Annotated in this window: 30 protein-coding genes and 1 riboswitch; of the genes, 16 read left to right on the forward strand and 14 right to left on the reverse strand. The window is 66.7% G+C overall.

The window, feature by feature from the left end:
• The first annotated feature begins 36 nt into the window (after positions 1-36).
• From JWS13_RS09870 to JWS13_RS09890, 5 genes are all read left to right on the forward strand, one after another.
• Positions 37-360 carry a type VII secretion target gene (locus tag JWS13_RS09870; protein ID WP_192582038.1) on the forward strand — a complete coding sequence of 108 codons (324 nt, stop codon included), beginning with the start codon at positions 37-39 and terminating at the stop codon, positions 358-360.
• A gap of 2 nt (positions 361-362) precedes the next feature.
• Positions 363-1,553 (forward strand): C40 family peptidase, encoded by a 1,191-nt coding sequence (locus tag JWS13_RS09875; RefSeq protein ID WP_206005440.1) that lies wholly within the window; start codon positions 363-365, stop codon positions 1,551-1,553.
• Positions 1,554-1,561: 8 nt separating this feature from the next.
• Positions 1,562-1,906, forward strand: coding sequence for a hypothetical protein (locus tag JWS13_RS09880; protein ID WP_206005441.1), 345 nt, complete (start codon positions 1,562-1,564; stop codon positions 1,904-1,906).
• Complete coding sequence (locus JWS13_RS09885; RefSeq protein ID WP_206005442.1) at positions 1,903-2,208, forward strand: YbaB/EbfC family nucleoid-associated protein; 306 nt, start codon at positions 1,903-1,905, stop codon at positions 2,206-2,208. The genes JWS13_RS09880 and JWS13_RS09885 overlap by 4 nt, the downstream gene beginning before the upstream one ends.
• A 105-nt stretch (positions 2,209-2,313) precedes the next feature.
• Positions 2,314-3,561 (forward strand): primosomal protein, encoded by a 1,248-nt coding sequence (locus JWS13_RS09890; RefSeq protein WP_206005443.1) that lies wholly within the window; start codon positions 2,314-2,316, stop codon positions 3,559-3,561.
• A 19-nt stretch (positions 3,562-3,580) separates the two neighbouring features.
• On the opposite strand, the gene JWS13_RS09895 is transcribed toward JWS13_RS09890, so the two are convergent.
• The 3 genes from JWS13_RS09895 to JWS13_RS09905 are packed head-to-tail and all read right to left on the reverse strand — an operon-like array spanning position 3,581 to position 6,368.
• On the reverse strand, positions 3,581-4,666 hold the full coding sequence (locus tag JWS13_RS09895; protein ID WP_124394654.1) for an adenosine deaminase: 1,086 nt from the start codon (positions 4,664-4,666) through the stop codon (positions 3,581-3,583).
• A gap of 9 nt (positions 4,667-4,675) precedes the next feature.
• Positions 4,676-5,971 carry a thymidine phosphorylase gene (locus JWS13_RS09900; RefSeq protein WP_206005444.1) on the reverse strand — a complete coding sequence of 432 codons (1,296 nt, stop codon included), beginning with the start codon at positions 5,969-5,971 and terminating at the stop codon, positions 4,676-4,678.
• Complete coding sequence (locus tag JWS13_RS09905) at positions 5,964-6,368, reverse strand: cytidine deaminase (RefSeq protein WP_124394652.1); 405 nt, start codon at positions 6,366-6,368, stop codon at positions 5,964-5,966. Before JWS13_RS09905 ends, JWS13_RS09900 begins: the two co-directional genes overlap by 8 nt.
• Before the next feature lie 255 nt (positions 6,369-6,623).
• Between JWS13_RS09905 and sdhC the strand changes: the two genes are divergently transcribed.
• The 6 genes from sdhC (at position 6,624) to JWS13_RS09935 (ending at position 12,585) form a co-directional block, all read left to right on the forward strand.
• A complete protein-coding gene (gene sdhC, locus JWS13_RS09910) occupies positions 6,624-7,028 on the forward strand; it encodes a succinate dehydrogenase, cytochrome b556 subunit (protein WP_005239889.1) in 405 nt (134 codons plus the stop codon).
• A 1-nt stretch (position 7,029) separates the two neighbouring features.
• The gene (locus tag JWS13_RS09915; protein WP_005239887.1) at positions 7,030-7,473 is read left to right on the forward strand and encodes a succinate dehydrogenase hydrophobic membrane anchor subunit; all 444 of its coding nucleotides are present in this window, start codon (positions 7,030-7,032) and stop codon (positions 7,471-7,473) included.
• Between the two features lie 15 nt (positions 7,474-7,488).
• The gene (gene sdhA / locus JWS13_RS09920; protein WP_124394651.1) at positions 7,489-9,240 is read left to right on the forward strand and encodes a succinate dehydrogenase flavoprotein subunit; all 1,752 of its coding nucleotides are present in this window, start codon (positions 7,489-7,491) and stop codon (positions 9,238-9,240) included.
• On the forward strand, positions 9,240-10,019 hold the full coding sequence (locus tag JWS13_RS09925; RefSeq protein ID WP_005256985.1) for a succinate dehydrogenase iron-sulfur subunit: 780 nt from the start codon (positions 9,240-9,242) through the stop codon (positions 10,017-10,019). Before sdhA ends, JWS13_RS09925 begins: the two co-directional genes overlap by 1 nt.
• A gap of 171 nt (positions 10,020-10,190) precedes the next feature.
• Positions 10,191-11,186 carry a malate dehydrogenase gene (locus JWS13_RS09930; RefSeq protein ID WP_206005445.1) on the forward strand — a complete coding sequence of 332 codons (996 nt, stop codon included), beginning with the start codon at positions 10,191-10,193 and terminating at the stop codon, positions 11,184-11,186.
• Positions 11,187-11,304: 118 nt separating this feature from the next.
• Complete coding sequence (locus JWS13_RS09935; protein WP_206011559.1) at positions 11,305-12,585, forward strand: D-alanyl-D-alanine carboxypeptidase family protein; 1,281 nt, start codon at positions 11,305-11,307, stop codon at positions 12,583-12,585.
• A gap of 10 nt (positions 12,586-12,595) precedes the next feature.
• Here the strand turns inward: JWS13_RS09935 and yhjD are convergent, their stop codons facing one another.
• From yhjD to JWS13_RS09960, 5 genes are all read right to left on the reverse strand, one after another.
• Entirely contained in the window at positions 12,596-13,618 is a 1,023-nt protein-coding gene (gene yhjD / locus JWS13_RS09940; RefSeq protein ID WP_206005446.1) for an inner membrane protein YhjD, read from the reverse strand.
• A gap of 4 nt (positions 13,619-13,622) precedes the next feature.
• Complete coding sequence (gene trpS, locus JWS13_RS09945; protein WP_087558392.1) at positions 13,623-14,657, reverse strand: tryptophan--tRNA ligase; 1,035 nt, start codon at positions 14,655-14,657, stop codon at positions 13,623-13,625.
• Positions 14,658-14,709: 52 nt separating this feature from the next.
• On the reverse strand, positions 14,710-15,516 hold the full coding sequence (locus JWS13_RS09950) for an exodeoxyribonuclease III (RefSeq protein WP_206005447.1): 807 nt from the start codon (positions 15,514-15,516) through the stop codon (positions 14,710-14,712).
• A gap of 35 nt (positions 15,517-15,551) precedes the next feature.
• A complete protein-coding gene (locus JWS13_RS09955; RefSeq protein ID WP_192582037.1) occupies positions 15,552-16,775 on the reverse strand; it encodes an MFS transporter in 1,224 nt (407 codons plus the stop codon).
• A gap of 200 nt (positions 16,776-16,975) precedes the next feature.
• Positions 16,976-18,199 (reverse strand): NADP-dependent isocitrate dehydrogenase, encoded by a 1,224-nt coding sequence (locus JWS13_RS09960; protein ID WP_005560536.1) that lies wholly within the window; start codon positions 18,197-18,199, stop codon positions 16,976-16,978.
• Positions 18,200-18,474: 275 nt separating this feature from the next.
• A riboswitch (SAM riboswitch) is annotated at positions 18,475-18,595 on the forward strand.
• A 117-nt stretch (positions 18,596-18,712) separates the two neighbouring features.
• Here JWS13_RS09960 and JWS13_RS09965 point away from each other — a divergent pair.
• Both JWS13_RS09965 and metX read left to right on the forward strand, forming a co-directional pair.
• Entirely contained in the window at positions 18,713-19,996 is a 1,284-nt protein-coding gene (locus JWS13_RS09965) for a bifunctional o-acetylhomoserine/o-acetylserine sulfhydrylase (protein ID WP_124394647.1), read from the forward strand.
• Positions 19,993-21,117 carry a homoserine O-acetyltransferase MetX gene (gene metX / locus JWS13_RS09970; RefSeq protein ID WP_206005448.1) on the forward strand — a complete coding sequence of 375 codons (1,125 nt, stop codon included), beginning with the start codon at positions 19,993-19,995 and terminating at the stop codon, positions 21,115-21,117. The genes JWS13_RS09965 and metX overlap by 4 nt, the downstream gene beginning before the upstream one ends.
• Before the next feature lie 30 nt (positions 21,118-21,147).
• Here metX and JWS13_RS09975 read toward each other — a convergent pair whose 3' ends face one another.
• From JWS13_RS09975 to JWS13_RS09985, 3 genes are read right to left on the reverse strand one after another with little or no spacing between them, the layout of a single operon-like run.
• Positions 21,148-21,432 (reverse strand): DUF3017 domain-containing protein, encoded by a 285-nt coding sequence (locus JWS13_RS09975; protein WP_124394686.1) that lies wholly within the window; start codon positions 21,430-21,432, stop codon positions 21,148-21,150.
• Between the two features lies 1 nt (position 21,433).
• Positions 21,434-22,294 carry a bifunctional methylenetetrahydrofolate dehydrogenase/methenyltetrahydrofolate cyclohydrolase gene (locus tag JWS13_RS09980; protein ID WP_005239862.1) on the reverse strand — a complete coding sequence of 287 codons (861 nt, stop codon included), beginning with the start codon at positions 22,292-22,294 and terminating at the stop codon, positions 21,434-21,436.
• A gap of 33 nt (positions 22,295-22,327) precedes the next feature.
• Positions 22,328-22,933 carry a pentapeptide repeat-containing protein gene (locus tag JWS13_RS09985; RefSeq protein ID WP_206005449.1) on the reverse strand — a complete coding sequence of 202 codons (606 nt, stop codon included), beginning with the start codon at positions 22,931-22,933 and terminating at the stop codon, positions 22,328-22,330.
• Between the two features lie 181 nt (positions 22,934-23,114).
• On the opposite strand from JWS13_RS09985, the gene JWS13_RS09990 reads away from it, so the two are divergent.
• Positions 23,115-23,363 carry a hypothetical protein gene (locus tag JWS13_RS09990; RefSeq protein WP_206005450.1) on the forward strand — a complete coding sequence of 83 codons (249 nt, stop codon included), beginning with the start codon at positions 23,115-23,117 and terminating at the stop codon, positions 23,361-23,363.
• Between the two features lie 323 nt (positions 23,364-23,686).
• Here the strand turns inward: JWS13_RS09990 and JWS13_RS09995 are convergent, their stop codons facing one another.
• The 3 genes from JWS13_RS09995 to JWS13_RS10005 all read right to left on the reverse strand — a co-directional run bounded on the left by JWS13_RS09995 (position 23,687) and on the right by JWS13_RS10005 (position 25,528).
• On the reverse strand, positions 23,687-24,415 hold the full coding sequence (locus tag JWS13_RS09995) for a hypothetical protein (RefSeq protein WP_206005451.1): 729 nt from the start codon (positions 24,413-24,415) through the stop codon (positions 23,687-23,689).
• Between the two features lie 54 nt (positions 24,416-24,469).
• Complete coding sequence (locus JWS13_RS10000) at positions 24,470-24,898, reverse strand: hypothetical protein (protein WP_206005452.1); 429 nt, start codon at positions 24,896-24,898, stop codon at positions 24,470-24,472.
• A gap of 69 nt (positions 24,899-24,967) precedes the next feature.
• Positions 24,968-25,528 carry a hypothetical protein gene (locus JWS13_RS10005; RefSeq protein ID WP_206005453.1) on the reverse strand — a complete coding sequence of 187 codons (561 nt, stop codon included), beginning with the start codon at positions 25,526-25,528 and terminating at the stop codon, positions 24,968-24,970.
• Positions 25,529-26,007: 479 nt separating this feature from the next.
• Between JWS13_RS10005 and JWS13_RS10010 the strand changes: the two genes are divergently transcribed.
• On the forward strand, positions 26,008-26,187 hold the full coding sequence (locus JWS13_RS10010) for a hypothetical protein (protein ID WP_206005454.1): 180 nt from the start codon (positions 26,008-26,010) through the stop codon (positions 26,185-26,187).
• Entirely contained in the window at positions 26,165-26,959 is a 795-nt protein-coding gene (locus JWS13_RS10015) for a helix-turn-helix domain-containing protein (RefSeq protein ID WP_206005455.1), read from the forward strand. Before JWS13_RS10010 ends, JWS13_RS10015 begins: the two co-directional genes overlap by 23 nt.
• The last annotated feature ends 23 nt before the right edge of the window (positions 26,960-26,982 follow it).

Consider the following 26,982-nt stretch of genomic DNA (forward strand, 5'->3'; position numbering starts at 1 on the left):
TGGTGACCGGTATCAAATCCGACTGGGGGGATGACGATGAACGACTTGAGGGCGGATACCGCGAGTATCGCCGAGTTCGCGGCCACGGCCGCGACCATGTCCGTGGAGATGCAGGCCGCGGGTCTCGGGGCCGCCGCCGCGGGACCGCTGCTGCTCGGACCGGTCTTCGGGGTGATCGGCGGCGATTTCGTCGCTGCCTTCGCCACGGCGCACGCCGCGCACCTGGCTTCCATCGAGAAGCTGTCCGGCGTGCTCGGCGGAATCAGTGCGACCGCCCTCGCGAATGCCGCGGCGTACGAGGGCACCGAGGTGGCCACGACGGCCGCGCTCGCCGCGGGCGCGGTCGGGCTGGAGGCCTGACCGTGATCCCCATCGATCTCCTCACCCGCCCGATCCTCGATCTGCTCGGCGCGTTCGGCAGTGGAGTGCTCCCCGCGGGGGGACCCGCCGACGCCCTGCGCGCGTCCTCGGTCGCCATCGACGCGGTGCACGACACCGGACGCACCGGCATCAGTTCGATCTACGGCGACTGGCAGGGCAAGGGCGGCACGGGTGCGATCGTGAAGACCGAGGAGGCGCAGCGCGCGACGGTCGCGGTCTCCGATCGCGGCAACGACATGGCCGCCGTCGTCGCCGAGGCCTCCGAGATCGTCCGGGCCGGAATGCTGCAGTTACAGGAGATCCTGCAGTCGTTCATCTCCCTCGCGGTCGCGGCCGGACCCGCCCTGGCCACCCCGCCCGGTCAGGCGATGATCGTCGCGGCGGCACTCGACCACCTCGGCCGGGCCACCGCCGTCGTCGCGAAGGTGCGGGCCGAACTCGCCGAGCAGACCGGGAAGATGGTCACCCTCACACCGGCCGAAGACGTCCCGTCCGCGCCCGCCGCCACCGCACCCGCGAGCACCACCGCGGCGAGCACGGCGCCCGCCTCCGCCGCCCCCGTCGCACCCGTGGGGTCCGACGCCGTGAGCCGCGCCGCGTCCGGGTTCGCGAGTTCCTCGGGGACGTCGCCGATGTCGGGCCTGACGAACATCGCCGCCCCGGCCGCGCACTCGCCGGGCGGACGCGCGGCCAGCGGATCCCGGGCGGATTCCCTCACGAGCAGGTCGGGGGGCACCGGTCACGGCCCGTCCACCTCGGACCCCGCGCACGGCGGCGAGGGCGTCGAGGTGGTCCTACCCGACGGCAGCACGGCCGTCGCCCCCAACAAGGAGGCGGCCGACGCCGTGCGCAACGCGCTGTCGCAGCAAGGCGTCCCGTACGTCTGGGGCGGGACGTCGCCCGGCGAGGGCCTCGACTGCAGCGGACTGACACAGTGGGCGTACGGCGAAGCGGGCGTGGGTCTTCCGCGCCTGGCGCAGGAACAGAACGTCGGCACCGCCGTCGACCCGGGCGACCTGATGCCCGGCGACCTCGCCGTGTGGGACGGCCACGTGGCGATGGTGATCGGCAACGGCCAGCTCGTCGAGGCCGGTGATCCCGTGCAGGTCGGCCCGATCCGAACCAGCAACAGCGGCATGGGCTTCTACGGCTTCTACCGACCCACGGAATGACAGGAATCATGTTTCCCCCTACCCCGCCCCCGGCCGGCACCACGGCCGCTGTCAGCAATCGCTCCGGCACCGTCTCGGTCCGGACCACCGAGCAGGGTCTGCCGCTCGAACTCCGCATCGATCCGCGCGAACTCCGGTACGGCGGCCAACGGCTCGCGGACGAGATCCTGACCCTGTGCCGGCGCTCGGCGATGGAGGCCGGGGCGCGCCGCCGCGACGAACTCGCCCGTGACGGCATGCCCGCCGACATCCTCGACAAGCTCGGCCTGCCCACCCGCGCCGACGTCGCCACCGCGCAGGCGATCGAGGACGAGGAAGAACCCACCCCGACGAGCTGGATGCGACCACTGTGAGCGAACACGACATGGATGCGATCGTCGGCCGGGCCACCGAGCAGGTGAACCTCCTCGAGGAGGCCCTCGCCGGGCTGCAGTCGATCACGGCGCGGGCGTCGAGCGAGTCCGATCAGGTGACGGCCGAGGTCGACGGGAACGGCACGTTGACCGGTCTGTGGATGGACGACTCCATCTCGAGCCTCGACGCCCGCACCCTCGCGGCGATGATCACGAGCACCACGCAGGAGGCGGCCCGGCTCGCCACCGAACAGCGCACCCGGGTCATGACGGCGCTGCAGGAGGGGTTCGGGAACGTGTGACGGTCATTCGCCGACTACGTCGCGGCACGGCGGCGACGGGCGCCGGAAACGGTCCGCACACAGCCCGGGTATAACTTTGGCCGCGGGGTCGATAGGCTTCGCGCCATGGCTGGAGACATCGTCCCGATCGAACTCGGTCTCACCGACGGCGACCTCGTGACACTGTGGGCACCACGGTGGCGTGAGGGCGACGACGAGTGGGAAGCATTCCTTGGTCACGAGGAAGACCTGTACGGGTTCGAATCAGTGGCAGAACTCGCTGCCTTCATCCGCACCAATACCGACAACGACCTCGTCGAGCACCCCGCGTGGAGTGTGGTGTCCGGCCTCTCCGCTGCCGAGCTCGAGCCCGACGAGAACTTCTGCTTCGACCTGATCGGTGTGCCCGAACTGGCGGCGAGCGACCCAGACGCCGTCGTCGTGAGCGAACTCGAAGACACGCTCAACATGGTGCGCAACATCGGCGAGGTCTGCGAACTGGACGTGGTCACCAAGTTCTTCAACGCGAACCCCATTCTCGGTGCGCTCCCCGCAGGCGCCAGCGCGTTCGAGGGACGCGAGGGCGAGGAACTGTGGGCGCAGATCGGGACCGCGATCGCGAAGGGCTGGGATGACGTCCTCGACGCGGTCGACAACATCGTCGCGACCCCGGAGGTGGACGCCGAGGCGGTAGCCGTGGCCGAGGCCGAACTGGTGGCCGCCGACGAGAACACCGTCGACGTGGACGACGTCGCCGAGGAGGCGGAGGAAGACGAGGAGTTCGTCGCGCTCGACCTGAACACCGAGGATGACGAGGAAGAAGACGACTCGTTCTGGGGTGCGGTCGGTGTCGACCCCGTGAAGATCATCACGTCCGGGGAGACGTACTTCACGCTCCGGTGCTACCTCGACGACGACGCGATCTTCCTCGGGCGCGACGGGGCGATCTTCGTGTTCACGTCCGAGCGGGCACTGGCCCGGTACCTCGCCGACAACCACGAGCACGCCCTCGCGCAGGTCAGCACGTACGAGGAGATCCAGGTGGCGGCCGTCGACGGGTCGCTCGAGGTCGAGGTCACCGACGAGAACGTGTACGTCCTGCCCGGGCTCGCCGACGACCTGGCCGCAGGCCCGGAGTCGGTCGACGCGGACCAGCTGGACCTCGCCGTCGAATTGTTCACCGATGCAGCCGATTTCGCCGACGACGATTCGGTGGAGACCGCGCTCGTGTCGTCCGACCCGCTGGGCTGGTACGTCTCGTTCGTCCTCAACCCGGACCCGACGCGGATGGCGCCGAGTGCGCCCTTCGACGCCGAGGCCGAGGCGTGGCGGAAGCTCGAGCGGGAGTTCGAGGCCCGCCTGCGGAAGATCTGAGCGCCCGCCTACGGGGCGCTCAGCCCACCAGCACGGCGAATCCCGGCTTGATCACCTCGTCGATCAGCTGCAACCGCTGATCGAACGGGATGAACGCCGACTTCATCGCGTTGATGGTGTAGCGCTCGAGATCCGTCCAGCCGTAGCCGAACGTCTCGACCAGGCGGAGCATCTCCTGGCTCATGCTGGTATCGCTCATCAGCCGGTTGTCGGTGTTGACGGTGACGCGGAACCGCAGCCGGGCGAGCAGGTCGAACGGATGGTTCTCGAGCGTGTCCACTGCCCCGGTCTGCACGTTGGAGCTGGGACACAGCTCCAGGGGAATCCTCTTGTCCCGCACATAGTTCGCGAGCTTGCCGAGCACCGGGACGCCGTCGGTGCCGATCGTGATGTCGTCGGTGATCCGGACCCCGTGACCGAGGCGGTCCGTGCCGCAGAACGCGATGGCCTCGTGGATGGACGGCAGGCCGAACGCCTCACCCGCGTGAATGGTGAAGTGCGCATTGCTGCCCCTCATGTACTCGAAGGCGTCGAGGTGACGGCTGGGCGGATTGCCGGCCTCGGCGCCGGCGATGTCGAATCCGACGACCCCGCGGTCCCGGAACCGGATCGCCAGTTCCGCGATCTCCCGGGACCGCGCCGCGTGCCGCATCGCGGTGAGCAGGACGCCGATCCGGATGTTCTGGCCGCGCACTTCCGCCGCCGACTCCCCCGCCTCGAATCCGAGCAGGACCTGTTCCACCACCTCGTCGAGGGTCAGTCCCTCTTCGAGGTGCTGTTCCGGGGCGAACCGGACCTCGGCGTAGACCACGCCGTCGGCGGCGAGGTCCTCGGCGCATTCGCGGGCGACGCGTTCGAGCCCGACAGGGGTCTGCATGACGGCGACGGTGTGGGCGAACGTCTCGAGGTACCGCTCGAGCGAACCGCTGTCCGCGGCCTCCCTGAACCACTTCGCGAGCGCGGGCGCGGTGTCGGCGGGCAGCGCGTCGTATCCGCAGTCGCGGGCGAGTTCGAGAACCGTCTCGGGCCGGAGGCCTCCGTCGAGATGGTCGTGCAGCAACACCTTCGGCGCTCGGCGCAGGGCCGACAGATCCAGTGCGGTCATGGGACGACGTTAGCGTGAGGGATCCTCTATCCGCTCGATGACGAGCGGTGTGATCACCGGCGGCGCGTCGGCCACGACGGTCCAGGCTTCGGAAAGGGCGGCTTTCGCCGCGGCGAACCGTTCGGGCGTGTCGGTGTGCAGCGTGACGAGCGGGGTGCCCACGGACACGGTCTCCCCCGGCTTCACGTGCAGTTCGATGCCCGCCCCCGCCTGCACCGGTTCGCCCTGCCGTTCGCGGCCCGCGCCGAGCCGCCAGGCGGCGAGCCCGACGGCCATGGCGTCGAGACCGCACACCACACCGTCCGACTCGGAGAGCAGCACCTCGGTGTGCCGGGCCGTGGGCAGCGCGGCGTACGGGTCGCCACCCTGGGCGGCGATCATTCTCCGCCAGCGGTCCATGGCGGAGCCGTCCCGCAGCTTGTCGGCCGGGTCGACGCCGTCGATTCCGGCTGCCTTCAACATTTCTCGCGCGAGCTCGAGGGTCAGTTCCACGACGTCGGACGGGCCGCCACCGGCGAGCACCTCCAGCGATTCCCGCACCTCCAGCGCATTGCCCGCGGTGTGGCCGAGTGGCGCGTCCATCGCCGTGAGCAGTGCCATCGTCCGCACTCCGGCGTCGTTCCCGAGGTCGACCATCGTCTGGGCCAGCTCGCGCGCGTCGTCCAGCTTCTTCATGAACGCGCCCGAACCGACCTTCACGTCGAGGACCAGCGCGCCGGTGCCCTCCGCGATCTTCTTGCTCATGATCGAGCTGGCGATCAGGGGAATCGACTCGACGGTCCCGGTGACGTCCCGCAGTGCGTACAGCCGCCGGTCCGCCGGGGCCAGGTCCGAGCTCGCGGCGCACACGACGGCGCCGACCTCGGGGTCGGACAGGATCTCTGCCATCTCCGACGTGTCGAGGTCGGCGCGCCAGCCCGGGATCGACTCGAGCTTGTCGAGGGTCCCGCCGGTATGGCCCAGCCCGCGTCCCGACAGCTGCGGCACGGCCGCGCCGCACGCGGCGACCAGCGGCGCGAGCGGGAGCGTGATCTTGTCGCCCACACCACCGGTCGAGTGCTTGTCCACGGTGGGGCGGCCGAGGTGGGTGAAGTCGAGGCGGTGACCGGACGAGATCATCGCCGTGGTCCAGCGGCTCACCTCGGCGCGCGTCATCCCGCGGAAGAAGATCGCCATCGCCAGGGCCGACATCTGCTCGTCCGCCACGACACCGCGGGTGAATGCCTCCACCACCCAGTCGATCTCTGCACCGGACAATTCTCGGCCGTCGCGTTTGGCGGCGATGATCGACGAGGCGTCATGCATGGCTGATTCTCCCCTTCTCCTCCGGACCGAAAGCGTCCGGCAGCAGCTGTTCCAATGGGCGCACGCCGGCCCGGTGGTCGACGAGCAGTCCGGGGCCGCCGTGCTCGAAGAGAATCTGCCGGCAGCGTCCGCACGGCATGAGTATGTCGCCACTCGCGTCACAGCAGGTGAAGGCGATTAATCGCCCGCCGCCGCCCGCAAACAAGTTACCGACCAGTACGCACTCGGCGCAGAGCCCCAAACCGTATGAGACATTTTCCACATTGCATCCGACGACGATTCGCCCATCGTCCACCAGCGCCGCCGACCCCACGGCGAACCCGGAGTAGGGCGCGTAGGCCCTCCCCATCACCTCATGCGCGTTGGCGCGCAACAGTTTCCAATCGATCTCGACCATGGTTACCCATCCAATCACGTGGCCTGAATGGATGCAGAGAATCGCCCGGGACGGCCCGATCCGTATTGGAGAGGCAAACCTAAGTTCATTTGCAGGGGCGGTACGAACCCCGACTCGAATTAGTTCCCCCGTTTCTGTTGGGTTTAGAGTTCAGAGAAGTCGGTTCAGGATCACGTCGGGTCCCCAGTTGTGGTATGTCCGCAACGCTGCGCAGACTCGACACGTCCACCAATGACGTTGGAGGCACAGCACTCGATGAGTACTACGACTGAAGCCGCTCCGGCCAAGGAGCGCACACGGTCGCTTTACCGGGGCGACCCCGGAATGTGGTCCTGGGTTTTGCACCGGATCACAGGCGTAATGACGTTCTTCTTCCTATTCGTGCACGTGCTGGACACCGCGCTCGTGCGGGTGAATCCCGACACGTACGACAGTGTCATCGAGACCTACAAGAACCCGATCGTCGGGCTCATGGAGCTCGCGCTCGTCGCCGCGGTGCTGTACCACGCACTGAACGGTGTCCGGGTGATGCTGGTGGATTTCTGGTCCAAGGGACCGCAGTACCAGCGCCTGATGCTCTGGGTAATCCTCGCGATCTGGTTCCTGGTGATGATCCCGGGCGCAGGCCGCATCTTCTACAACATGTTTGCGGGGCACTGACATGACGACAGAAGCCAAGAGTCTCGGCAAGACCTACGACCGTCCCGCCAGCCTGGACAACCCGCGCTCACCGCGCCGGACCTCGAAGAACAACTTCGAGCTGTACGCCTGGCTGTTCATGCGGTTCTCCGGTCTCGCGCTGATCTTCCTCGTGCTCGGCCACCTCTTCATCATGCTGATGCTCGACGACGGTGTGCACCGCATCAACTTCGCGTTCGTCGCAGGCCGCTGGTCCAGCCCGTTCTGGCAGTTCTGGGACCTCACCATGCTGTGGCTTGCCCAGCTGCACGGCGGAAACGGACTCCGCACGGTCATCGCGGACTACTCCCGCAAGGACTCCACGCGCTTCTGGCTGACCACGATCCTCGTTCTCTCGATGATCCTGATCATGGGCCTCGGCACGTACGTCATCTTCACCTTCGACCCCAATATCTCGGCGAGCTAGGGGAGCACAGATTTCATGCAGGAACACCGTTATGACGTGGTCATCGTCGGTGCCGGCGGCGCCGGCATGCGCGCAGCGATCGAGGCCGGTCCCCGCGCCCGCACCGCGGTACTGACCAAGCTCTACCCCACCCGCAGCCACACCGGCGCGGCCCAGGGCGGCATGTGCGCCGCGCTGGCGAACGTGGAGGAAGACAACTGGGAGTGGCACACCTTCGACACGGTCAAGGGCGGCGACTACCTCGCCGACCAGGACGCCGTCGAGATCATGGCCAAGGAGGCCATCGACGCGGTGCTCGACCTCGAGAAGATGGGTCTGCCGTTCAACCGCACGCCCGAGGGCAAGATCGACCAGCGTCGTTTCGGTGGTCACACCCGCGATCACGGTAAGGCCCCCGTTCGCCGCGCATGTTATGCCGCGGACCGCACCGGTCACATGATCCTGCAGACGCTCTACCAGAACTGCGTCAAGCACGACGTCGAGTTCTTCAACGAGTTCTACGCCCTCGACATCGCGATCACCGAGACGGAGAACGGCCCCGTCGCCACCGGTGTCATCGCCTACGAGCTGGCCACCGGCGAGATCCACGTCTTCCACGCGAAGTCCATCGTGTTCGCCACCGGCGGCTCGGGACGCATGTACAAGACGACGTCCAACGCCCACACCCTCACCGGTGACGGCATGGGCATCATCTTCCGCAAGGGCCTCCCGCTGGAGGACATGGAGTTCCACCAGTTCCATCCGACAGGCCTGGCCGGGCTCGGCATCCTCATCTCCGAGGCTGTGCGCGGTGAGGGCGGCATCCTCCGCAACGCCGACGGCGAGCGGTTCATGGAGCGCTACGCCCCCACCATCAAGGACCTCGCACCCCGTGACATCGTCGCGCGGTCGATGGTTCTCGAGGTCCTCGAGGGACGCGGCGCGGGACCGAACAAGGATTACGTCTACATCGACGTGACCCACATCCCCGAGGAAGTCCTCGACGAGAAGCTCCCCGACATCATGGAGTTCTCCCGCACCTACCTCGGTGTGGACCCGGTCAAGGAACCGGTGCCGGTGTACCCCACCTGCCACTACGTCATGGGCGGCATCCCCACCAGGATCAACGGTGAGGTCCTCCGCAACAACGACGAGATCGTCCAGGGCCTGTACGCCGCCGGCGAGTGCGCCTGCGTCTCCGTCCACGGCGCGAACCGTCTCGGCACCAACTCGCTGCTCGACATCAACGTCTTCGGACGCCGCGCCGGCATCGCCGCCGCCGAGCACGCCAACAACAGCGAGTTCGTCGCCCTGCCGGAGACGCCCGAGAAGATGGTCGACGAGTGGATGGAAACCATCCTGTCGGACCACGGTCACGAGCGGGTCGCGGACATCCGCACCGAGCTGCAGCAGTCGATGGACAACAACGCCTCGGTGTTCCGCACGGAAGAGCGCCTCACCCAGGCACTCAAGGACGTGCGCGCTCTGAAGGAGCGCTACAACCACATCACGGTGCAGGACAAGGGCAAGCGCTACAACAGCGACCTGCTCGAGGCCGTCGAGCTCGGCTTCCTCCTCGAAATGGCGGAGGTCACCGTCGTCGGCGCGCTGAACCGCAAGGAATCGCGCGGCGGCCACGCCCGCGAGGACTTCCCGGACCGCAACGACGCCGAGTACATGAAGCACACGATGGCATACAAGGAGGGCGACGGCCTGCTCTCCGACATCCGTCTCGACTACAAGCCGGTAGTCCAGACCCGCTACGAGCCGATGGAGCGTAAGTACTGATGAGCGCACCTGCAGTCGACAAGAGCGAGAACAAGTCGGATCTCCCTCCCGTTCCCGAGGGCGCCGTCATGGTCACCCTCAAGATCGCGCGGATGAACCCGGAGTCCGGCGAGGGCCAGCACTGGGACAGCTTCCAGGTTCCGGCGCTGCCGACGGACCGCATGCTGAACCTGCTCCTGTACGTGAAGGGCTACCTCGACGGCACCCTGACGTTCCGCCGCAGCTGCGCCCACGGCGTGTGCGGTTCGGACGCAATGCGGATCAACGGCGTCAACCGTCTGGCCTGCAAGCTCCTCATGAAGGACATGCTGCCCAAGGACGGCAAGCCGGTCACGATCACCGTCGAGCCCATCAAGGGCCTGCCGGTGGAGAAGGACCTCGTCGTCGACATGGAGCCCTTCTTCGACGCGTTCCGCGCCGTGAAGCCGTTCCTCATCACCACCGGCAACGAACCCACCCGTGAGCGCATCCAGTCGCAGCACGACCGGGCCCGTTTCGACGACACCACCAAGTGCATCCTGTGTGCCTGCTGCACCACGTCGTGCCCGGTGTACTGGAGCGACGGCAGCTACTTCGGTCCCGCTGCCATCGTCAACGCGCACCGGTTCATCTTCGACAGCCGTGACGAGGGTGCGTCGGAGCGTCTCGACATCCTCAACGACAAGGACGGCGTCTGGCGTTGCCGGACCACGTTCAACTGCACCGACGCGTGCCCCCGCGGCATCCAGGTGACGAAGGCGATCCAGGAAGTCAAGCGCGCGCTGCTCTTCGCACGCTGACCCGAGGTTTTCCGAGCACGTTCCAGGGCGCCCCCGGCCACTTCGGCCGGGGGCGCCCTGCGTCGTGTCCGAGCTCAGTCGTGTCCAAGCTCACCGTCCGAGCCGTCCCACGGTGAGATCCCCGCGCTAGTGTCGAGAACGGATGCCCCCGACGAACAGCGAGGTTCACACATGACGCAGTCGCCCACTCCCGCGGTGGTCACGGTCACCGGGGCGGCAGGCAGTATCGGTTACGCGGCGCTGTTCCGGATCGCCGCGGGCGCGATGCTCGGCCCCGACACCCCGATTCGACTGCGGCTCTTGGAGATTCCGTCCGCCGTGTCCGCGGCCGAAGGCACCGCGATGGAACTCGACGACAGCGCTTTCCCGCTTCTTCACGACGTCGAGGTCCACGACGACCCGAAGCGGGGTTTCGACGGCACCGATGTGGCCCTGCTCATCGGATCACGTCCCCGGTCCAAGGGGATGGAGCGCGGCGACCTGCTGGCCGCGAACGGGCAGATCTTCACCGTGCAGGGTCGCGCGATCAATCAGGTTGCCGCGGAAGGCGTCCGGGTGCTGGTCGTGGGCAACCCGGCCAACACCAACGCACTCGTCGCCGCGAACAACGCCCCCGACGTGCCCGCGGAGCGGTTCACGGCACTGACCCGGCTCGACCACAACCGCGCGATCGCCCAGCTGGCACGGCACTCCGGCGCCGCGGTGAAGGACATCAGCCGCGTCACGATCTGGGGCAACCACTCCAGCACCCAGTACCCCGACATCTTCCACGCGCGGGTCGGGGACCGGTCCGGCGCCGAGTTCGCCGCGGACCGCGACTGGCTCACCGGCGACTTCATTCCCACCGTCGCGAACCGGGGCAGCGCGATCATCGAGGCCCGCGGCGCATCGTCCGCGGCCTCCGCCGCCAACGCCGCGATCGACCACGTGCACGACTGGGTGCTCGGCACCCCCGACGACGACTGGACGTCCGTGGCGCTGCCCTCCACCGGCGCCTACGGGGTGCCGGAGGGGCTCGTCAGCTCGTTCCCGGTCCGCTCGGTCGACGGGGCCTGGCAGGTCGTGGAGGGGCTGGAGATCGACGACTTCTCGCGGAAGCGGATCGACGCGTCGGTGGCCGAACTCGAATCCGAACGCGACGCCGTCCGGGGCATGGGTTTCATCTGACCCGGCCGCCCTCACCCCGGCACGGTGCGCGGACGTCACGAATGCGTGTCGACACGCGTCCGTTTTCAGAACCGGCCCGGTCATCGCATACGCTGCCTTTTCGATGATGTGGCGTCGAGTGTGTACCGCGGTCGTGTCCGGAACCCTGCTGGCCGGACTCTCGGTGAGCGCTGCCGGGGCGATCCCGCCCCCGGTCCCCGCCTCCCCCACGTCGGCGCCGTTCACCACCCCCAACACCGACGACTGCCCGCACCGGTCGGCGCCGGCCCCCGCGATCGACCTGTCCGAGGTGCCGCAGCCGGGCGATCCGGCACCGACCGCCGTGTCCGTGCCCGACCAGCCGGTGGGCGGGCCGAAACTCGCCGAGTGCGGAGTGACGCTCCCCGACGGCGCCCCCGCGCTGCCCGCCGACATCGCGGCGTCGGGCTGGGTGCTGGCCGACATCGACACCGGCGACGTGCTCGCGGCGAAGGACCCGCACGGCCGGTACCGGCCGGCCAGCACCATCAAGATGCTGCTCGCGCTCGTGGCGCTGGACGAACTGGATCTCGACAAGACCGTAACCGCCACCGCCGAGGACGCCGCCGTGGAGGGCAGCGCGGTCGGGATCGGCAAGAACGGTCAGTACACGAACCGGCAGCTGATGCAGGGCCTGGTCATGGCGTCGGGGAACGACGCCGCCCACCTCCTCGCCCGGCAACTCGGCGGCGACGCCGCGACGGTCGACAAGATGAACCGTCTCGCCGACACCCTCGGCGCTCACGACACGAGGACCGCGACCCCGTCCGGACTCGACGGTCCCGGCATGAGCAGTTCGCCGTTCGACCTCGCGCTGATCTTCCACAACGCGATGAAGAATCCGACGTTCGCGGAGCTGATCTCCACGGAAACCGTTCAGTTCCCGGGCTTCCCGAAGGATCCCGCGATCCCGGAGGACCAGGACCGGCCGCCGTTCGCACTCGCCAACGACAATCAACTGCTCTACAACTACCCGGGCGCGCTGGGCGGCAAGACCGGATTCACCGACGATGCGCGCCACACGTACGTCGGCGGCGCCGACCACGACGGCCGCCGCCTGATGGTGACACTGATGGGAGCCGAGGCGCAGCCGATCCGAACCTGGGAACAGGCGGCGCGACTGCTGGACTACGGGTTCGCCCTCGACCGCGACGCCCGGGTGGGGTCGCTCGAGGACCTGTACCCGGCCGAGGACGGGTCCGACGCGGTCCTTGCCGCACCGCCGCAACAGGATTCGGCCGCCGCCACGAGTTCCGTCGTCGCCTCCGGTTCCGACCACCCCGACAACACGCTGGCCCTGCGGGCGGGTGTGGGGATCGTCGGGGCGGCCGTCGTCGTCGTGCTGATGCTCTGCGCACGCCGGCTGTCCCGCAGGCGCTGACGCTCCCGGATCAGCGCTTGTTGCGGGTGACCAGTCCGGACAAGCCGAGCGCGGCGAGGGCACCGACACCGACGAGGGCGAGTCCCCCGCGCACCCCCGGACCCTCGCGAACCTCGATCCGCGGCGTGATGACGGCGGGATCCGGTGGCGGCACGAACGCGAGCGCCATGCTGGCCTTGGTGGTCGCGGCCCACGCCGTCGAGAAGAGCAGCATCCGGCAGGTCAGGTAGATGAACACGAGCAGACCGATGATCGGGCCGAACGCCACGCCTGCGGGACCCGCGGTGACCGCGGTGAGGTAGATGGCGCCGACCTGCTTGAAGATCTCGAACACCACGGCCGCGAGCAGGGCCGCCTTGATCGCACTGCGGAACGTCACGGGCTCCCGGGGCAGTCGGGCGATCACCCAGGCGAACACCGCCCACGTCGCGACCAGCGAGAGCACGGTCGACAGTGCGCGCAGTCCGGCGTCGACGCCGGTCACCTCGTCGAGGTTGAGCACCTCGACCACCGTGCGGGCCACCGGACCGCTGCTCAGCGCGGACGATCCGATCGAGACGATCATCGCCAGGCCCAGCCCGAGCAGAGCGCCCGCGTCGCCCAGCTTGGTGCGCACGAATCCCTTCGACTCGCGCTGGCTCTCCCACATCGCCGTGAGCGCGTCACGCAGGTTCGCCATCCACCCCAGTCCGGCGTAGGCGGCACCGAGCAGACCGAGGATACCGACGCTGGCGCGGGACGCGATCGCCGAATCGATGATGGTGTTGAGCGTGTCACCGAGACTTCCGGGCACGTTCTTCGTGATGCCGTCCTGCAGTTCCTGCAGCAACTCCGGCTGCCCGGCGAGCACGAAACCGGCGATGGCGAACGCGACCATCAGGATCGGAATCAATGCGAGCACACTGAAATACGTGATACCCGCCGCGTAGTAGTCACCCTTCTGATTCTGGTACCGCTGTGCGGCCCGCATCAGATGGTCGAACCAGGGGCGCGCTGCCCGCTGCTTGTCGAGAAAACTCGGTTCGTCAGCCACAGTGCTATCCCTTCGGTGTCAAAAACCCTACCTTCTCGTACACGGCCGCCAACGTCTGCGACGACACTTCACGGGCCCGGTGGGCACCGGCCGCGATGACACGATCGAGTTCCGCCTCGTCCGAGAGGTACCCCTCCACTTTCGCTTTCAACGGTGTCACGAATTCGGCGAGAACGTCGGCCGTATCGGTTTTCAGGTCGCCGTAGCCCTTGCCCTCGTACCCGGCGACCAACGTCTCGACGGGGGTGCCGGACAACGCCGACTGGATGGTGAGCAGGTTGCTCACACCGGGCTTGGCCTGCGGGTCGTACCGGATCTCCCGCTCGTTGTCGGTGACCGCGGACTTGATCTTCTTCGCCGACACCTTGGGGTCGTCGAGCAGGTTGATCAGGCCGGCCGGGCTCGGACCGGACTTGCTCATCTTCGACGTCGGATCCTGCAGGTCGTAGATTTTGGCGGTGCCCTTGATGATCTGAGCCTCGGGAATGACGAACGCCTTCCCGAACCGGGTGTTGAACCGCTGGGCGAGATCGCGGGCCAGTTCGAGGTGCTGGCGCTGGTCCTCGCCGACGGGGACCCGCTGCGGGCGGTACAGCAGGATGTCGGCGGCCATCAGCACCGGATACGTGAACAGCCCGACGCTGGCGTTCTCGCTGCCCTGCTTCGACGACTTGTCCTTGAACTGCGTCATGCGGCTTGCCTCACCGAAACCGGTGATGCAGTTGAGAACCCATGCCAGCTGCGCGTGCTCGGGGACCTGGCTCTGGACGAACAGCGTGGCGCGGTCGGGGTCGATTCCCAGCGCCAGCAACTGTGCCGCCGCGATCTTCGTGCGGCGGCGCAGTTCCTTCGGGTCCTGCGCCACCGTGATCGCGTGCAGGTCCGGGATGAAGTAGAACGCGTCGAAGTCGTCCTGCAGAGGCACCCATTGCTGCAGAGCACCCAGGAAGTTGCCGAGGTGGAACGAGTCGGCGGTGGGCTGGATGCCGGAGAGCACCCGCGGTTTCGCGGTGGGTTTCTGAGCTGCAGGGGTCGACATGAGTATTGATCTTTTCACGTGTGCCGTGACGACACGAATCAGATACCGCCCGTCACCGGTACTGGACGGTGACCGGCGCGTGATCGGACCACCGCTGGTCGTAGGTTTCGGCGCGCTCGACGACGGCCTGCTTGGCGCGCTCCGCCAGTTCGCGGGTGGCGATCTGGTAGTCGATGCGCCAGCCGGAGTCGTTGTCGAACGCCTTCCCGCGGTACGACCACCACGAGTACGGTCCGGCGACGTCCGGTTCGAGCAGGCGCACGACGTCGGACCAGTGCGCGTCCTCCGCGAAGAGCGCGGACATCCACTCCCGCTCGTGGGGCAGGAACCCGGAGTTCTTCTTGTTCGTCTTCCAGTTCTTCAGGTCGAGTTCGGTGTGGGCGATGTTCCAGTCGCCGCAGACCACCACGTGCCGACCGGCCGCGACGGCGGCCTCGGCCGTAGCCGTGAGGTACCGCGCGAAGGAGTCCATGAACCGCTCCTTCTCCTCCTGCCGGGGTGTCTGGGCCTCCCCCGAGGGCAGGTACAGGCTCGCCACCGTGAGGTCGTCGAAGTCCGCCTCGATGTAGCGGCCCGCGGCAGCGAACTCCTCGTCGCCGTGGCCGACACGGACGGCGTCGGCCGGTTTCCGGGACAGGATCGCGACGCCGTTTCGCCCCTTCGAGGACGGTTCCGCGGACGCCAGGTTCCATCCGCCCTCCAGGGCGGGCGCGAGAGTCTCGGCGAGCTGATCGTCGGACGCCCGCGTCTCCTGCAGGCAGACGACGTCGGCCTCCGTGCGCTCCATCCACTCGGTGAGTCCCTTGCGTGCGGCCGCGCGGACTCCGTTGACATTGACGGTGGTGATGATGTGTGGCACGGCAAGCACCGTAGCGGACGCGTACGACAGCGCGGCTACCGAGACGAACGGGCGCTGCGGCGTTCCATCGCGACGGCCACGGTGAGGACCACGAGGCCCGCGACGGCGAGCAGCGCACCGACCGCGGCGGGCGCCGTGTAGCCGTAACCGGCGGCGATGACGACGCCACCGATCCACGCCCCGAACGCGTTCGCGATGTTGAGGGCCGCGTGGTTGAGCGACGCGGCGAGGGTCTGGGCGTCGGCGGCGACGTCCATCAGCCGGGTCTGCAGTCCGGGAACCATCGACGCGCCGGCAGCACCGACGAAGAACACCAGCAGCAGCGCCGTGTACGGGTTGTGCGAGGCGATCACGAAGATGCCGAGCACCACCCCGAGCGCCGTCATCGCGGCGAACAGACCGGGAATCAGCGCCCGGTCGGCGAGCGTGCCGCCGATCAGATTGCCCGCGACCATGCCCAGCCCGTAGATCATCAGCGCCAGCGGCACCAGCGACCGCGACAACCCGGCCACATCGGTGAGGGTCGTGCTGATGTAGGTGTAGACGGCGAACATGCCACCGAATCCGACCATGCCGATGATGAGCGTCATCCACACCTGCGCGCGGCGCAGAGCACCGAGTTCTGTGAGCGGGTTCGTCATCCGCATGGCGGCGAGCGCGGGCACCCAGGACCAGATCGCGCCCAGCGTCACGACACCGATCAGCGCGACGAGGGCGAAGGCGCTGCGCCAGCCGAGCGCTTGTCCCAGCCACGAGGCGGCGGGCACACCGATGACGTTGGCCACCGACAGGCCCATCATGACGAGCGCGACCGCCCGGGCGCGCTGTCCGCGCTCGGCGAGGTGCGCCGCCACCAGGGCGGCGACGCCGAAGTACGCGCCGTGCGGGAGACCGGCGACGAACCGCGCGGCCATCAGCACCCCGTAGTTCGGTGCGAACACGGTGGCGGCGTTGCCGATCGTGAACGCCGCCATCAGCGCGATCAGCAGCGTCTTGCGGGGCACCCGCGCGGTGAGCGCGGCGATGAGCGGCGCGCCCACGACCACACCCAGGGCGTACGCCGAGATGACGTGCCCGGCCGTCGGCTCGGTGATCCCGAGGCTCGACGCCATTTCGGGAAGCAGTCCCATCGCCACGAACTCGGTGGTGCCGATCCCGAAGCCGCCGAGTGCGAGCGCGATCATGGCGAGCTTGCGGACGGACGGATGTTGAGCGATGACACCGAGGTGCTCGGGGCGGACGGGGGTGGAAGTGCTCACAGCAGGACTTTCGACTAGGCAGAAATACGACTACGCGGCGCACGGCGCCTCGTTGCGCAACGACCCACACCGGAATTCTCTTCCCCGGATTCCGCTTTTCGCGCCGCGAGCGGCCGTGAGATGACTCACCCGGCCCCGGAGACGCGAAACGGGACGCCCTCGCGAGGACGTCCCGTTTCGTACTGCTGTGGCTCGAGTGCCTACTGCTCGGCGATGGCCTTCTGGAGGTTGATGTCCAGCGCGCCGAGGAATTCCTCGGTGGTCAGGTAGCCCTGGTCGCCGCCGACCAGCATCGCGAGGTCCTTGGTCATCTGGCCACCCTCGACGGTCTTGATGACCACGTCTTCGAGCTTCTGAGCGAAGCCGATGACGTCGGGGGTGTTGTCCAGCTTGCCGCGGTGCTCGAGTCCACGGGTCCACGCGAAGATCGACGCGATGGGGTTGGTGGACGTCGGCTTGCCCTGCTGGTGCTGACGGAAGTGACGCGTCACGGTGCCGTGTGCGGCCTCGGCCTCGCACGTCTTTCCGTCCGGGGTCAGCAGCACGGAGGTCATGAGGCCGAGCGATCCGAAGCCCTGCGCGACGGTGTCGGACTGGACGTCGCCGTCGTAGTTCTTGCAGGCCCAGACGTAGCCGCCCTCCCACTTGAGCGCCGACGCGACCATGTCGTCGATGAGGCGGTGCTCGTAGGTGAGTCCGGCCGCGTCGAACTCCGGCTTGAACTCGGTCTCGTAGACATGCTGGAAGATGTCCTTGAACGCGCCGTCGTACGCCTTGAGGATGGTGTTCTTGGTCGACAGGTACACCGGGTAGTTCTGCTGCAGGCCGTAGTTGAGCGAGGCGCGCGCGAAGTCCTCGATGGACTTGGTGAAGTTGTACTGACCCTGGACGACGCCGCCGCCTTCGGGGAAGTTCACCAGTTCGTGCTCGATCGGCTCGCTGCCGTCCTCGGGCGTGTAGGTGATCATCACCTTGCCGGGGCCGGGGACCTTGAAGTCGGTGGCGCGGTACTGGTCGCCGAAGGCGTGACGGCCGATGATGATCGGCTTCGTCCAGCCCGGAACCAGTCGCGGAACGTTGGAGATGATGATCGGCGCGCGGAAGATCGTGCCACCGAGGATGTTGCGGATGGTGCCGTTGGGCGACCGCCACATCTTCTTGAGGCCGAACTCCTCGACGCGTGCCTCGTCCGGGGTGATCGTCGCGCACTTGACACCGACGCCGTGCTTCTTGATGGCGTTGGCCGCGTCGACGGTGACCTGGTCGTCGGTCTCGTCCCGGTACTCGATACCGAGGTCGTAGTACTCCAGGTTCACATCCAGGTAGGGATGGATCAGCTTGTCTTTGATGAACTGCCAGATGATGCGTGTCATCTCGTCGCCGTCGAGTTCGACGACGGTGCCCTCAACCTTGATTTTGGACATGGGTGCTTCGCGTCCTCCTAGGAAGATTCCCTGGTTACACGGTTGCGGGCGCACTTCGTGAGTGGGTCCGCGAACGGTTCGCTTATCAAACGTAGACGTCGATGCGGCCGCCGGGGAGACCGCACTTAAACAAGACAAGCGTACTGCTATAGCCGGGGCGCGCAAGATGTGGGTGCGAAATCCCACCCCCTACCGGCGGGTAACTTTTCCCTGCCGGCAGGGCCTGATCGGTGCCGTTTCCGGTCGTTCCACCCCAGCCGCTAAGATTCGACAGAGGTCATGAGTGCCAGCAACGAGCCCCGGCTAGCTGGCCGGCAACCCTCCGCCGCGGTGGGGTGCCCCGGGTGATGACCTGGTTCCCTGATTCATACAACAGTCGGGTGACAAGCGCGGGTCCGACATCGGAGGTTCATGATGCGTTGTTGTTGTCGTAGATAGAGCCCAGACAAGCCCTGCGCGCGAACGAACCAGATTGTCGTCCGCGCCTCGTCAGACCACTGGAGTAGACAGCACATGACCGAGAACTGGTCGTTCGAGACCAAGCAGATCCACGCCGGGCAGACGTCCGACGCGACCACCAAGGCGCGGGCGCTGCCGATCTACCAGACCACCTCGTACACGTTCGACAGCACCGACCATGCTGCCGCGCTGTTCGGTCTGGCCGAACCGGGCAACATCTACACCCGCATCATGAACCCCACCCAGGACGCGGTCGAGCAGCGCATCGCCGCCCTCGAAGGCGGCGTCGCCGCCCTGCTGCTGTCGTCCGGACAGGCCGCCGAGACGTTCGCGATCCTGAACCTCGCCGAGGCGGGCGATCACATCGTCTCCAGCCCGCGCCTCTACGGCGGCACGTACAACCTCTTCCACTACACGCTGCCCAAGCTCGGCATCGAGGTCTCGTTCGTCGAAGACCCCGACGACCTCGAGCAGTGGAAGAACGCGGTCCGGGACAACACGAGGGCGTTCTACGGCGAGACCATCTCCAATCCCCGCAACGACGTGCTCGACCTGCCCGGCATCTCCGGCGTCGCGCACGAGCACGGGATCCCGCTGATCGTCGACAACACCGTGGCCACCCCGTACCTGATCCGCCCGCTCGAGCACGGCGCGGACATCGTGGTGCACTCGGCCACCAAGTACCTCGGCGGTCACGGCACGGCCATCGCCGGCGTCATCGTCGACGGCGGCACGTTCGACTGGACCCAGGGCAGGCACAGCAGCTTCACCACCCCGGACCCGAGCTACCACGGCGTCGTCTACTCCGAACTCGGGCCGCCCGCGTACGCCCTCAAGGCGCGCGTGCAGTTGCTGCGCGACCTCGGTTCCGCGATCTCCCCGTTCAACGCGTTCCTCATCGCGCAGGGCCTCGAGACGCTGAGCCTGCGGATGGAGCGGCACGTGTCCAACGCGACCGCCGTCGCCCAGTACCTGGAGGCGCGGCCGGAGATCGTGTCCGTCGGATACGCCGGGCTCCCGTCGTCGCCGTGGTACGACCGCGCGAAGCAGATCGCGCCGAGGGGCGCGGGCGCCATCGTGACGTTCGAACTCGCCGGCGGCATCGACGCGGGCAAGAAGTTCGTCAACGCGCTCACCCTGCACAGCCACGTCGCGAACATCGGCGACGTCCGCTCGCTGGTGATCCACCCGGCATCCACCACACACTCCCAGCTGACCCCGGAGGAGCAGGCGGCCAGCGGCGTCACCCCCGGACTGGTCCGCCTGGCAGTCGGCATCGAAGGGATCGACGACATCATCGCCGATATCGAAACCGGAATTACGGCGGCGGCATCTTGACCGTGAGCGCAGTGCAGAACCTCCCCGTGGCCGACGGACGTCTCGGCACCGTCGACATCGGATCGCTCGAGCTCGAGAACGGTGCGGTGATCCCGTCCGTGACCCTCGCCGTGCAGCGGTGGGGCGAGCTGTCCCCGAACCGCGACAACGTGGTGCTCGTCGAGCACGCCCTGACCGGCGACTCCCACGTCACCGGCCCCGTCACCGACGAGCACCCCTCCCCCGGCTGGTGGAGCGGAATGGTCGGTCCGGGTGCGCCGATCGACACCGACGAGTGGTGTGTCGTCGCGACCAACGTCCTCGGGGGGTGCCGCGGCACCACCGGTCCCGGTTCGATCGCCGAGGACGGGCGCCCGTGGGGCAGCCGCTTCCCGGAGATCACCATCCGCGACCAGGTCGCGGCCGAGAAGAAGTTCACCGACCTCCTGGGGATCGACAAGCTGGCGTCCGTGGTCGGTGGTTCGATGGGCGGCATGCGCGCGCTCGAGTGGGCCGTCACGTACCCGGAGCAGGTGGCGTCGGCGCTCGTCCTCGCGGTCGGCGCCCGCGCCACGGCGGACCAGATCGGCACGCAGACCACCCAGATCGAGGCCATCACCAGCGACCCCGACTGGCTCGGCGGCGACTATCACGGCACCGGCCGGATCCCCCGGACCGGCCTGCGCATAGCCCGCAGGATCGCGCACCTCACGTACCGCACCGAGAGCGAACTCGACTCCCGGTTCGCGAACTCGCCGCAGGACGGCGAGGACCCGTGGCGCGGCGGGCGGTACTCCGTCGAGAGCTACCTCCAGCACCAGGCCGACAAGCTGGTCGGCAGGTTCGACCCGGGCACGTACGTGCTGCTGTCCGAGGCCATGAACCGGCACGACGTGGGCCGCGGCCGCGGTGGCATCGCGGCGGCGCTCGGGACGATCACCGCACCCGTCATCGTCGGCGGCGTCGACTCCGACCGCCTGTACCCGATCCGCCTGCAGGAGGATCTGGCCGAGGACATCCCCACCTGCGACGGCCTGCGGGTGCTCAACTCGCGGGACGGGCACGACGGGTTCCTCACCGAGGCTGCCGCCGTCGCCAAACTGCTGTCCGAAACGATGCAACTGGCCCGCGCCGGACGCTGATCCCGCGCCTTGTGACGCCCGCTCGGACCGTCAGTCGGTTCCGAGCGGGTCGATCGACACGGCCAGCCACACGATCGCGCCGCCGACCGCCACGAGTGCGCCCACGTCGAAGGCCCTGCTGCGCACCGCGAGCAGTCCGACGCGCTCCGACGGCATCGTCAACCGGAACACCGCCGCCAGCAGAGTGGCGACACCGAACACGAACGCTCCTCGCCGCCACCGGTCCGCGAGCACGAACACCACGGCCACGACGATGACGACGAGGACTGCCAGCATGGGCAGGTTCTTCTTCGCGAACTGCCCCCAGTCGGCCATCTCAGCCGAGAGACGCTGCGACACGCTCAGCCCGCTCCACGACGTTGGTCAGCAGGAACGCGCGGGTCAGCGGTCCGACCCCACCGGGGTTCGGGGACAGGAAACCGGCGACCTCGGCGACGTCCGCCGCCACGTCGCCGCGCAGTCCGTCCTCGGTGCGGCTCACACCCACGTCGAGTACCGCGGCACCGGGCTTGACCATGTCGGCCGTCACCAGCCCGGGAACACCTGCCGCCGCGATGACGATGTCGGCGCGCCGGACCTCCGCACCGAGGTCCCGCGTCCGGGTGTGGCAGAGGGTGACGGTGGCGTTCTCGCTGCGCCGGGTGAACAGCAGACCGATCGGGCGGCCCACGGTTACACCGCGACCGACCACGACGACGTGCGCGCCCTCGATCGGGACCTCGTAGCGGCGCAGCAGGTGCAGGATGCCGCGCGGCGTGCACGGCAGCGGCGCTTCCTTGCCGAGCACCAGGCGGCCGAGGTTGACCGGGTGCAGGCCGTCGGCGTCCTTGTCGGGGTCGATGCGCTCGAGGGCGGCATTCTCGTCGAGTTGCTTCGGCAGCGGGAGCTGCACGATGTATCCGGTGCAGTCCGGGTTGGCGTTGAGCTCGTCGATGGTGGCGTCGAGCTTCTCCTGCGTGATGTCGCCGGGCAGGTCGCGGCGGATCGAGGTGATCCCGACCTTCGCGCAGTCGTTGTGCTTGCCGCGCACGTAGGCGGCCGACCCCGGGTCGTCCCCCACCAGGACGGTGCCGAGACCGGGCGTGATGCCCTTGTCCTTCAGGGCGCTCACCCGCACCTTCAGGTCTTCGAAAATCTCGTCGCGGGTCGCCTTGCCATCGAGGATCGTTGCAGTCACGTGCCCCATTCTCTCAGGTTCGGATAACCCGCGTCAGGTCGGTTCCACCACGAGCCCGTTGGCCGTCGCGTACGCGATGGCCTGGGTGAGTTCGATCTGCGCCTTGTCCAGTGAGGCCGCCGTCCACAGGTTCGCGTCGACCTGCGCCCCACGCAGGTCCGCGCCGTCGAATTTTGCGCCCCCGGTGCGGGCTCCGGACAGGTCCGCCGAACGGAGCACGGCCCGGCGGAGGTCCGTGCGGACGAGGTTGGCTTCCCGGAACCGGCAGTCCGTGAAATCGAGTCCGCGCAGGTCTGCACCGCCCAGCGACACGAGCGTGAAGTCGCACTCGTCGAAGACCATCGGGCGCAGCCGGCAGTTGTCGAACTCCGACCCGAGGAAGCTGCAGTTGCGGAACTCGCTGTGCCACAACGTGGTTCTGGTGAACGAGCACGAGCGGAACGCCGTCCCCACGTGGTGCGACTCGGCGAGGTCGGCGCCCGTGAAATCGCAGTCGGTGAAGATCACCGACTCGGTGCGGAGTTCACTCAGGTCGGCGTCACGGAAGTTGCATTTCGTGTAGTGCCGCCGCTGCCAGTTCTGCGCGGGGAGGCGTGCGTCGCCGTAGTCCTCACCCACCACCTCTTCGACCGGATCCATGCGTCCATCATGCCGCCCCCGGTGTGGCCCTAAGCTGTGCGGGTGTTCCGAGTGATGTTCCACGAGTAGCTCCACAGCATCCACCCAATATGGATATATGCAGGTAGAGCCACAAATGAATCGACCCCGGTAGGTGCTACCAACACCGACCAGGGTCTAGGACACAACGGAGACACCCGTCATGAACCGTAAGCAGGATTCTATCCCCGTCCAGCGTCAAGCGGACGCCTACACGATCAACCAAGCCGCCGATCTCCTCGGTGCGGACACCAGCGAAGTCATCGACGCTGCCGGTCTCACCCTCGGCGAACTGGAGCTTGGAGCCGTCGAGATCGGTCTCTCAGTGACCGACTACCGGAACGTCCCGGTACTCCGCCAGCGTGACCTCGAAGTCATCGCGTCCCGGCTGGACGCTCAGCCCTACCTCTGACACCACCCGAGCCCTGTTAGGCCCTCCACGGGCCTCTCAGGGCCAAACGTCGTTATCCGTGCGAGTCCGACGCTAACCAACCGCATCCGTGATCCATCCCTAGTCCTGGTGAGCGGCACCAGGCACCTGTTCCCCAGGGTCGACACTGTCGAGCAGGTCCAGCACAACCGGCTGTCATCCAAGACAGTCGGCTAGAAGTGTTGGCCGAGAAGGTCTATCGGGGTATGGCGACCGGGCAAACGTTGGGGAAGGGGGACTAGCACAGGCACCGTTAGGTGTCCGTTCGGTCGGCATTGCCATCCCGTAGGGATGCCCTTCGAGACTCACGGAGTCACCGTTGCATCGAACTTGAACGCCTCCACAGCCGCCTTGTAGCTCTCCGTTACTTCCTTGAGGAGGTCCAGGTCCGGAGCCTGGTTGGCATAGACGTCAACGAGCAGTCGTCGCGTGGCTCCCAACGCCTTGCTCGATTGTTCGAGCTGCAAGAGTTCCAGCTTCAAAATTCGGATTTCGCAGGTGTCGAGCGCAATCTTCAGCTTGTCACGAGTTTCGCGATGCGACCCCCGCGGCTCTGCCATGCGTTCCAATATCAAGTCGATCGCAGCACTATTTGCTGCAGCAAGCGCGGCCTGTGAGTCGGACAAAGCGTTTAAGCGGTCCTCACGTTGTTGCTTCTGGTCGGCCGCAAATACCTGCATTCTCAACAAGTCAAGCTGGCTCTTAATCGACTTTTCATGCTGGATCGCCTGGGCTTTCTGGGCGTCCTTGTGCAACTCCTCCTGCTTGTCCAGCTGTGCGGTGAGGTTCCGACGGGTCATGTACTGGATAAACAAGACGCCCGCAAAGGCCACAAGCGCAGCGACAACCGTCATTCCCGCAGCAATAAGGGTCGCCACCGGCTGCGTCAGCCACCCGGTCGCCGGAGCAACCGGCAACCGCTCCAGGATTTCAGGGGGCAGGTTGAGCTGGGGTTCGACAACAACGGTCGGCGTCACGGGCGAAGGGATCGGCGGTTCGGGTGCAGGCTGGGACAGCAACGGCCAGGCGCTCATTCGACTCTTTCTCAAGTTGGTGAGCCAGTGTATCGAGCTGGCGAACCGTTCTCGTCACACCAGCTCCCACTCCCGTTCGATCCGGGCGACCTCATCGGAGAGCTTGCGGACCATCGAAGACATGTCGAAATTGATGCTGATCTGACCTACCTCGTCCTCACTCAGAGACAGGTGAGGACGTAGGGACTCGAACCACGCTCTACCTTCAAGTTGTTCGATCACGGGATCCTGAGCCCCGGCCTCACGCCGACGCTGCACCTCGTGCATGACCAACTCGTGGTGCGTTTGGAAAATGCTCTCGCGCCACTGGGTGATTAGTTCGCGACGATGCCCTTGGCGCTCGCGTTGTCGCTCAACATCCCGCGTCTTATCGAGTTCGCGCGACTTCACGAACCACGAGATCCAGGGAGACGACAGGGAAACCAGAGCGGTAAAGAAACCACCGACCGCACCACCAATAACACCAACCCAGACGTCTGACATGGTCGAGAGCGTATCCCGCACACGAGAAAACCCCCGGACCAGGAGGAACGGGGGCTTCCTCGTTCAATGTCAAGTCTGTGACGTCTCGATGGGGCTCTGTGGAGCATTCGGAACGATCCTGGACAAGATCGCCGACGCCTGTGGCGTGAGCTGTCCGCCCTTGCGGCCGGCCGATCCAGTGAGCAGTCCATCTTTACGCGCCCTCCACAAGTGCCCCCGAATCGTCTGCAACGACTTCCCGATGTCCTCGGCGAGACGCTCGACCGGCTTCGCTTGTCCCGAGTTCACGCGGGACACGTACGCCGACGACAGCAGCGCCAGGTACTCGGGAGTGATGCCCTTGGCGAGTGCGTCTCGAATCCGCTCGATACGACCCGTTTCGTACTCGTCCGATCGCCTCCGCCATCTATCGGCACTCGCAAGCTGACGCCGTAGCTGAGCCGTAGCGGCACGAAAGTCCACCGAGCGAAGGACCGTGCTCGATATTCCCCCTGCCGGGTACGCCTGCGGATCGGACGGCGTCACCAGAAGCTCGATCGGCCCTCCCTGGATGTCCCCTTCCTCCGGCCAGGCCATCCTCACGATCCAGTCGGGTCCGAGATCCATCTCCACGTGTCGATTCGATGTCATGAGCCGACCCTAGCACCCTCCAACATGTTGGATTTGACGGACATGTTGAGCACGTGTCATAGTCATGTCAGCGCCGGATGGACCGGCGATGTACACGAGGAGATACACACAGTTGAAGACCACTACCGGGGTCGACACGTTCGCTTGGCTCGATGCGATCGAATCACACCCCTCTACGTCGAGTGCTGACTCATTGGTTGCACTCGGGATGCTCGGAGTTGCGACGGACCGGACGCCAGAGGAGATGGACGAAGGCGCGTTGCGTCTGCATGTTGCGGGGTTCTTGCGCCCCGTTGCGATCGACGGCAACGACTACACGTACGAACTCGCAATGCCACCGGAAACCGTTGCGGCTTAACGCAACATCCCAGTTCAACGCGTTGCACCTGCAATGCAACGACTACGCAATACGACAGAGCCCCCGGCGCTGGAATCGCCGGGGGTTCCTTGTGTCCACCCTACCGAGAAAGGAACAGCCCGTGAGGAAGCACACCGTCACCAAGCAATGGTCGACGAAGTTCAGCCGGAACCAGTACCGGATCAAGGTCGAGGGCTTCTCGACATCACTCATGTTCAGCGAGTCCGAACTTGCTGTGCTCGCCGACAACATCCACCAGGCCCTGGGAGGCACCACGAATGACAGCATCAACCACCGGTGATTTCAGCAAGCTCAAGTGGCTCAAGAGGACAGACGGGCACAAGTTCACGCTGTCGGAGTTCCGAGTCCTGATCTCGTTGTTCAACCACTCTGGTTCCCAAGGAAAGAAGTCGCATCCCGGTATCGAACTGATGATGCGGGAGACCGGCCTGAGCAAAGGCGTCGTGTCCGCCGCTGTCACGTCGCTGAAGGAACGCGGATGGGTCCATGAGACTTTCCGAGGTTCCGGCTACTCCAAGAAAGCATCCCAGTTCGATCTCATCCCCGATGCCCCGAACCCCGACTACGCGGCGTCACATAGTTCCGGCCACTCGGAACCATGCGAGGACCATAGTTCCGATTCGCAGTGCCATAGTTCCGAGTCTGACCCCGTCATAGTTACGGCTACTCGTAACCCATCAGATCCTGGATCAGATCCTGAGATCAGATCCTGGAGAGACGAGAGTCCTGGAGACTCTCCATCAGATCATGCAAGGTCGCAGGAAGCGACCAAGGGATCAGAGTCTTTTCCAATGGGGGAAGAATCCCATGGGGACCCAGAGGCCCCCGAGGGAGTTGACCCAGAGGAGGCAGCTCGAATAGCTGCCGACCTCACCAAGACGTTGTTCCACTCCGATCCGTGGGCACGCAACCCACTGGATCCCGTCGTGGAACGTCCTCGGTTCAAGATCCCCGAAGGGATCGACATCGAAGACGAGGCAGCTCTCGCGGCTGCCGGATTCAAACGGGTGATGGACCCGTTCGCCGAGGACTGGTGCGTGGTGCCCGCCTGACTCCACCGGGGAGTTGTCACTTC

The organism is Rhodococcus pseudokoreensis (assembly GCF_017068395.1).
Classification (GTDB): domain Bacteria; phylum Actinomycetota; class Actinomycetes; order Mycobacteriales; family Mycobacteriaceae; genus Rhodococcus_F; species Rhodococcus_F pseudokoreensis.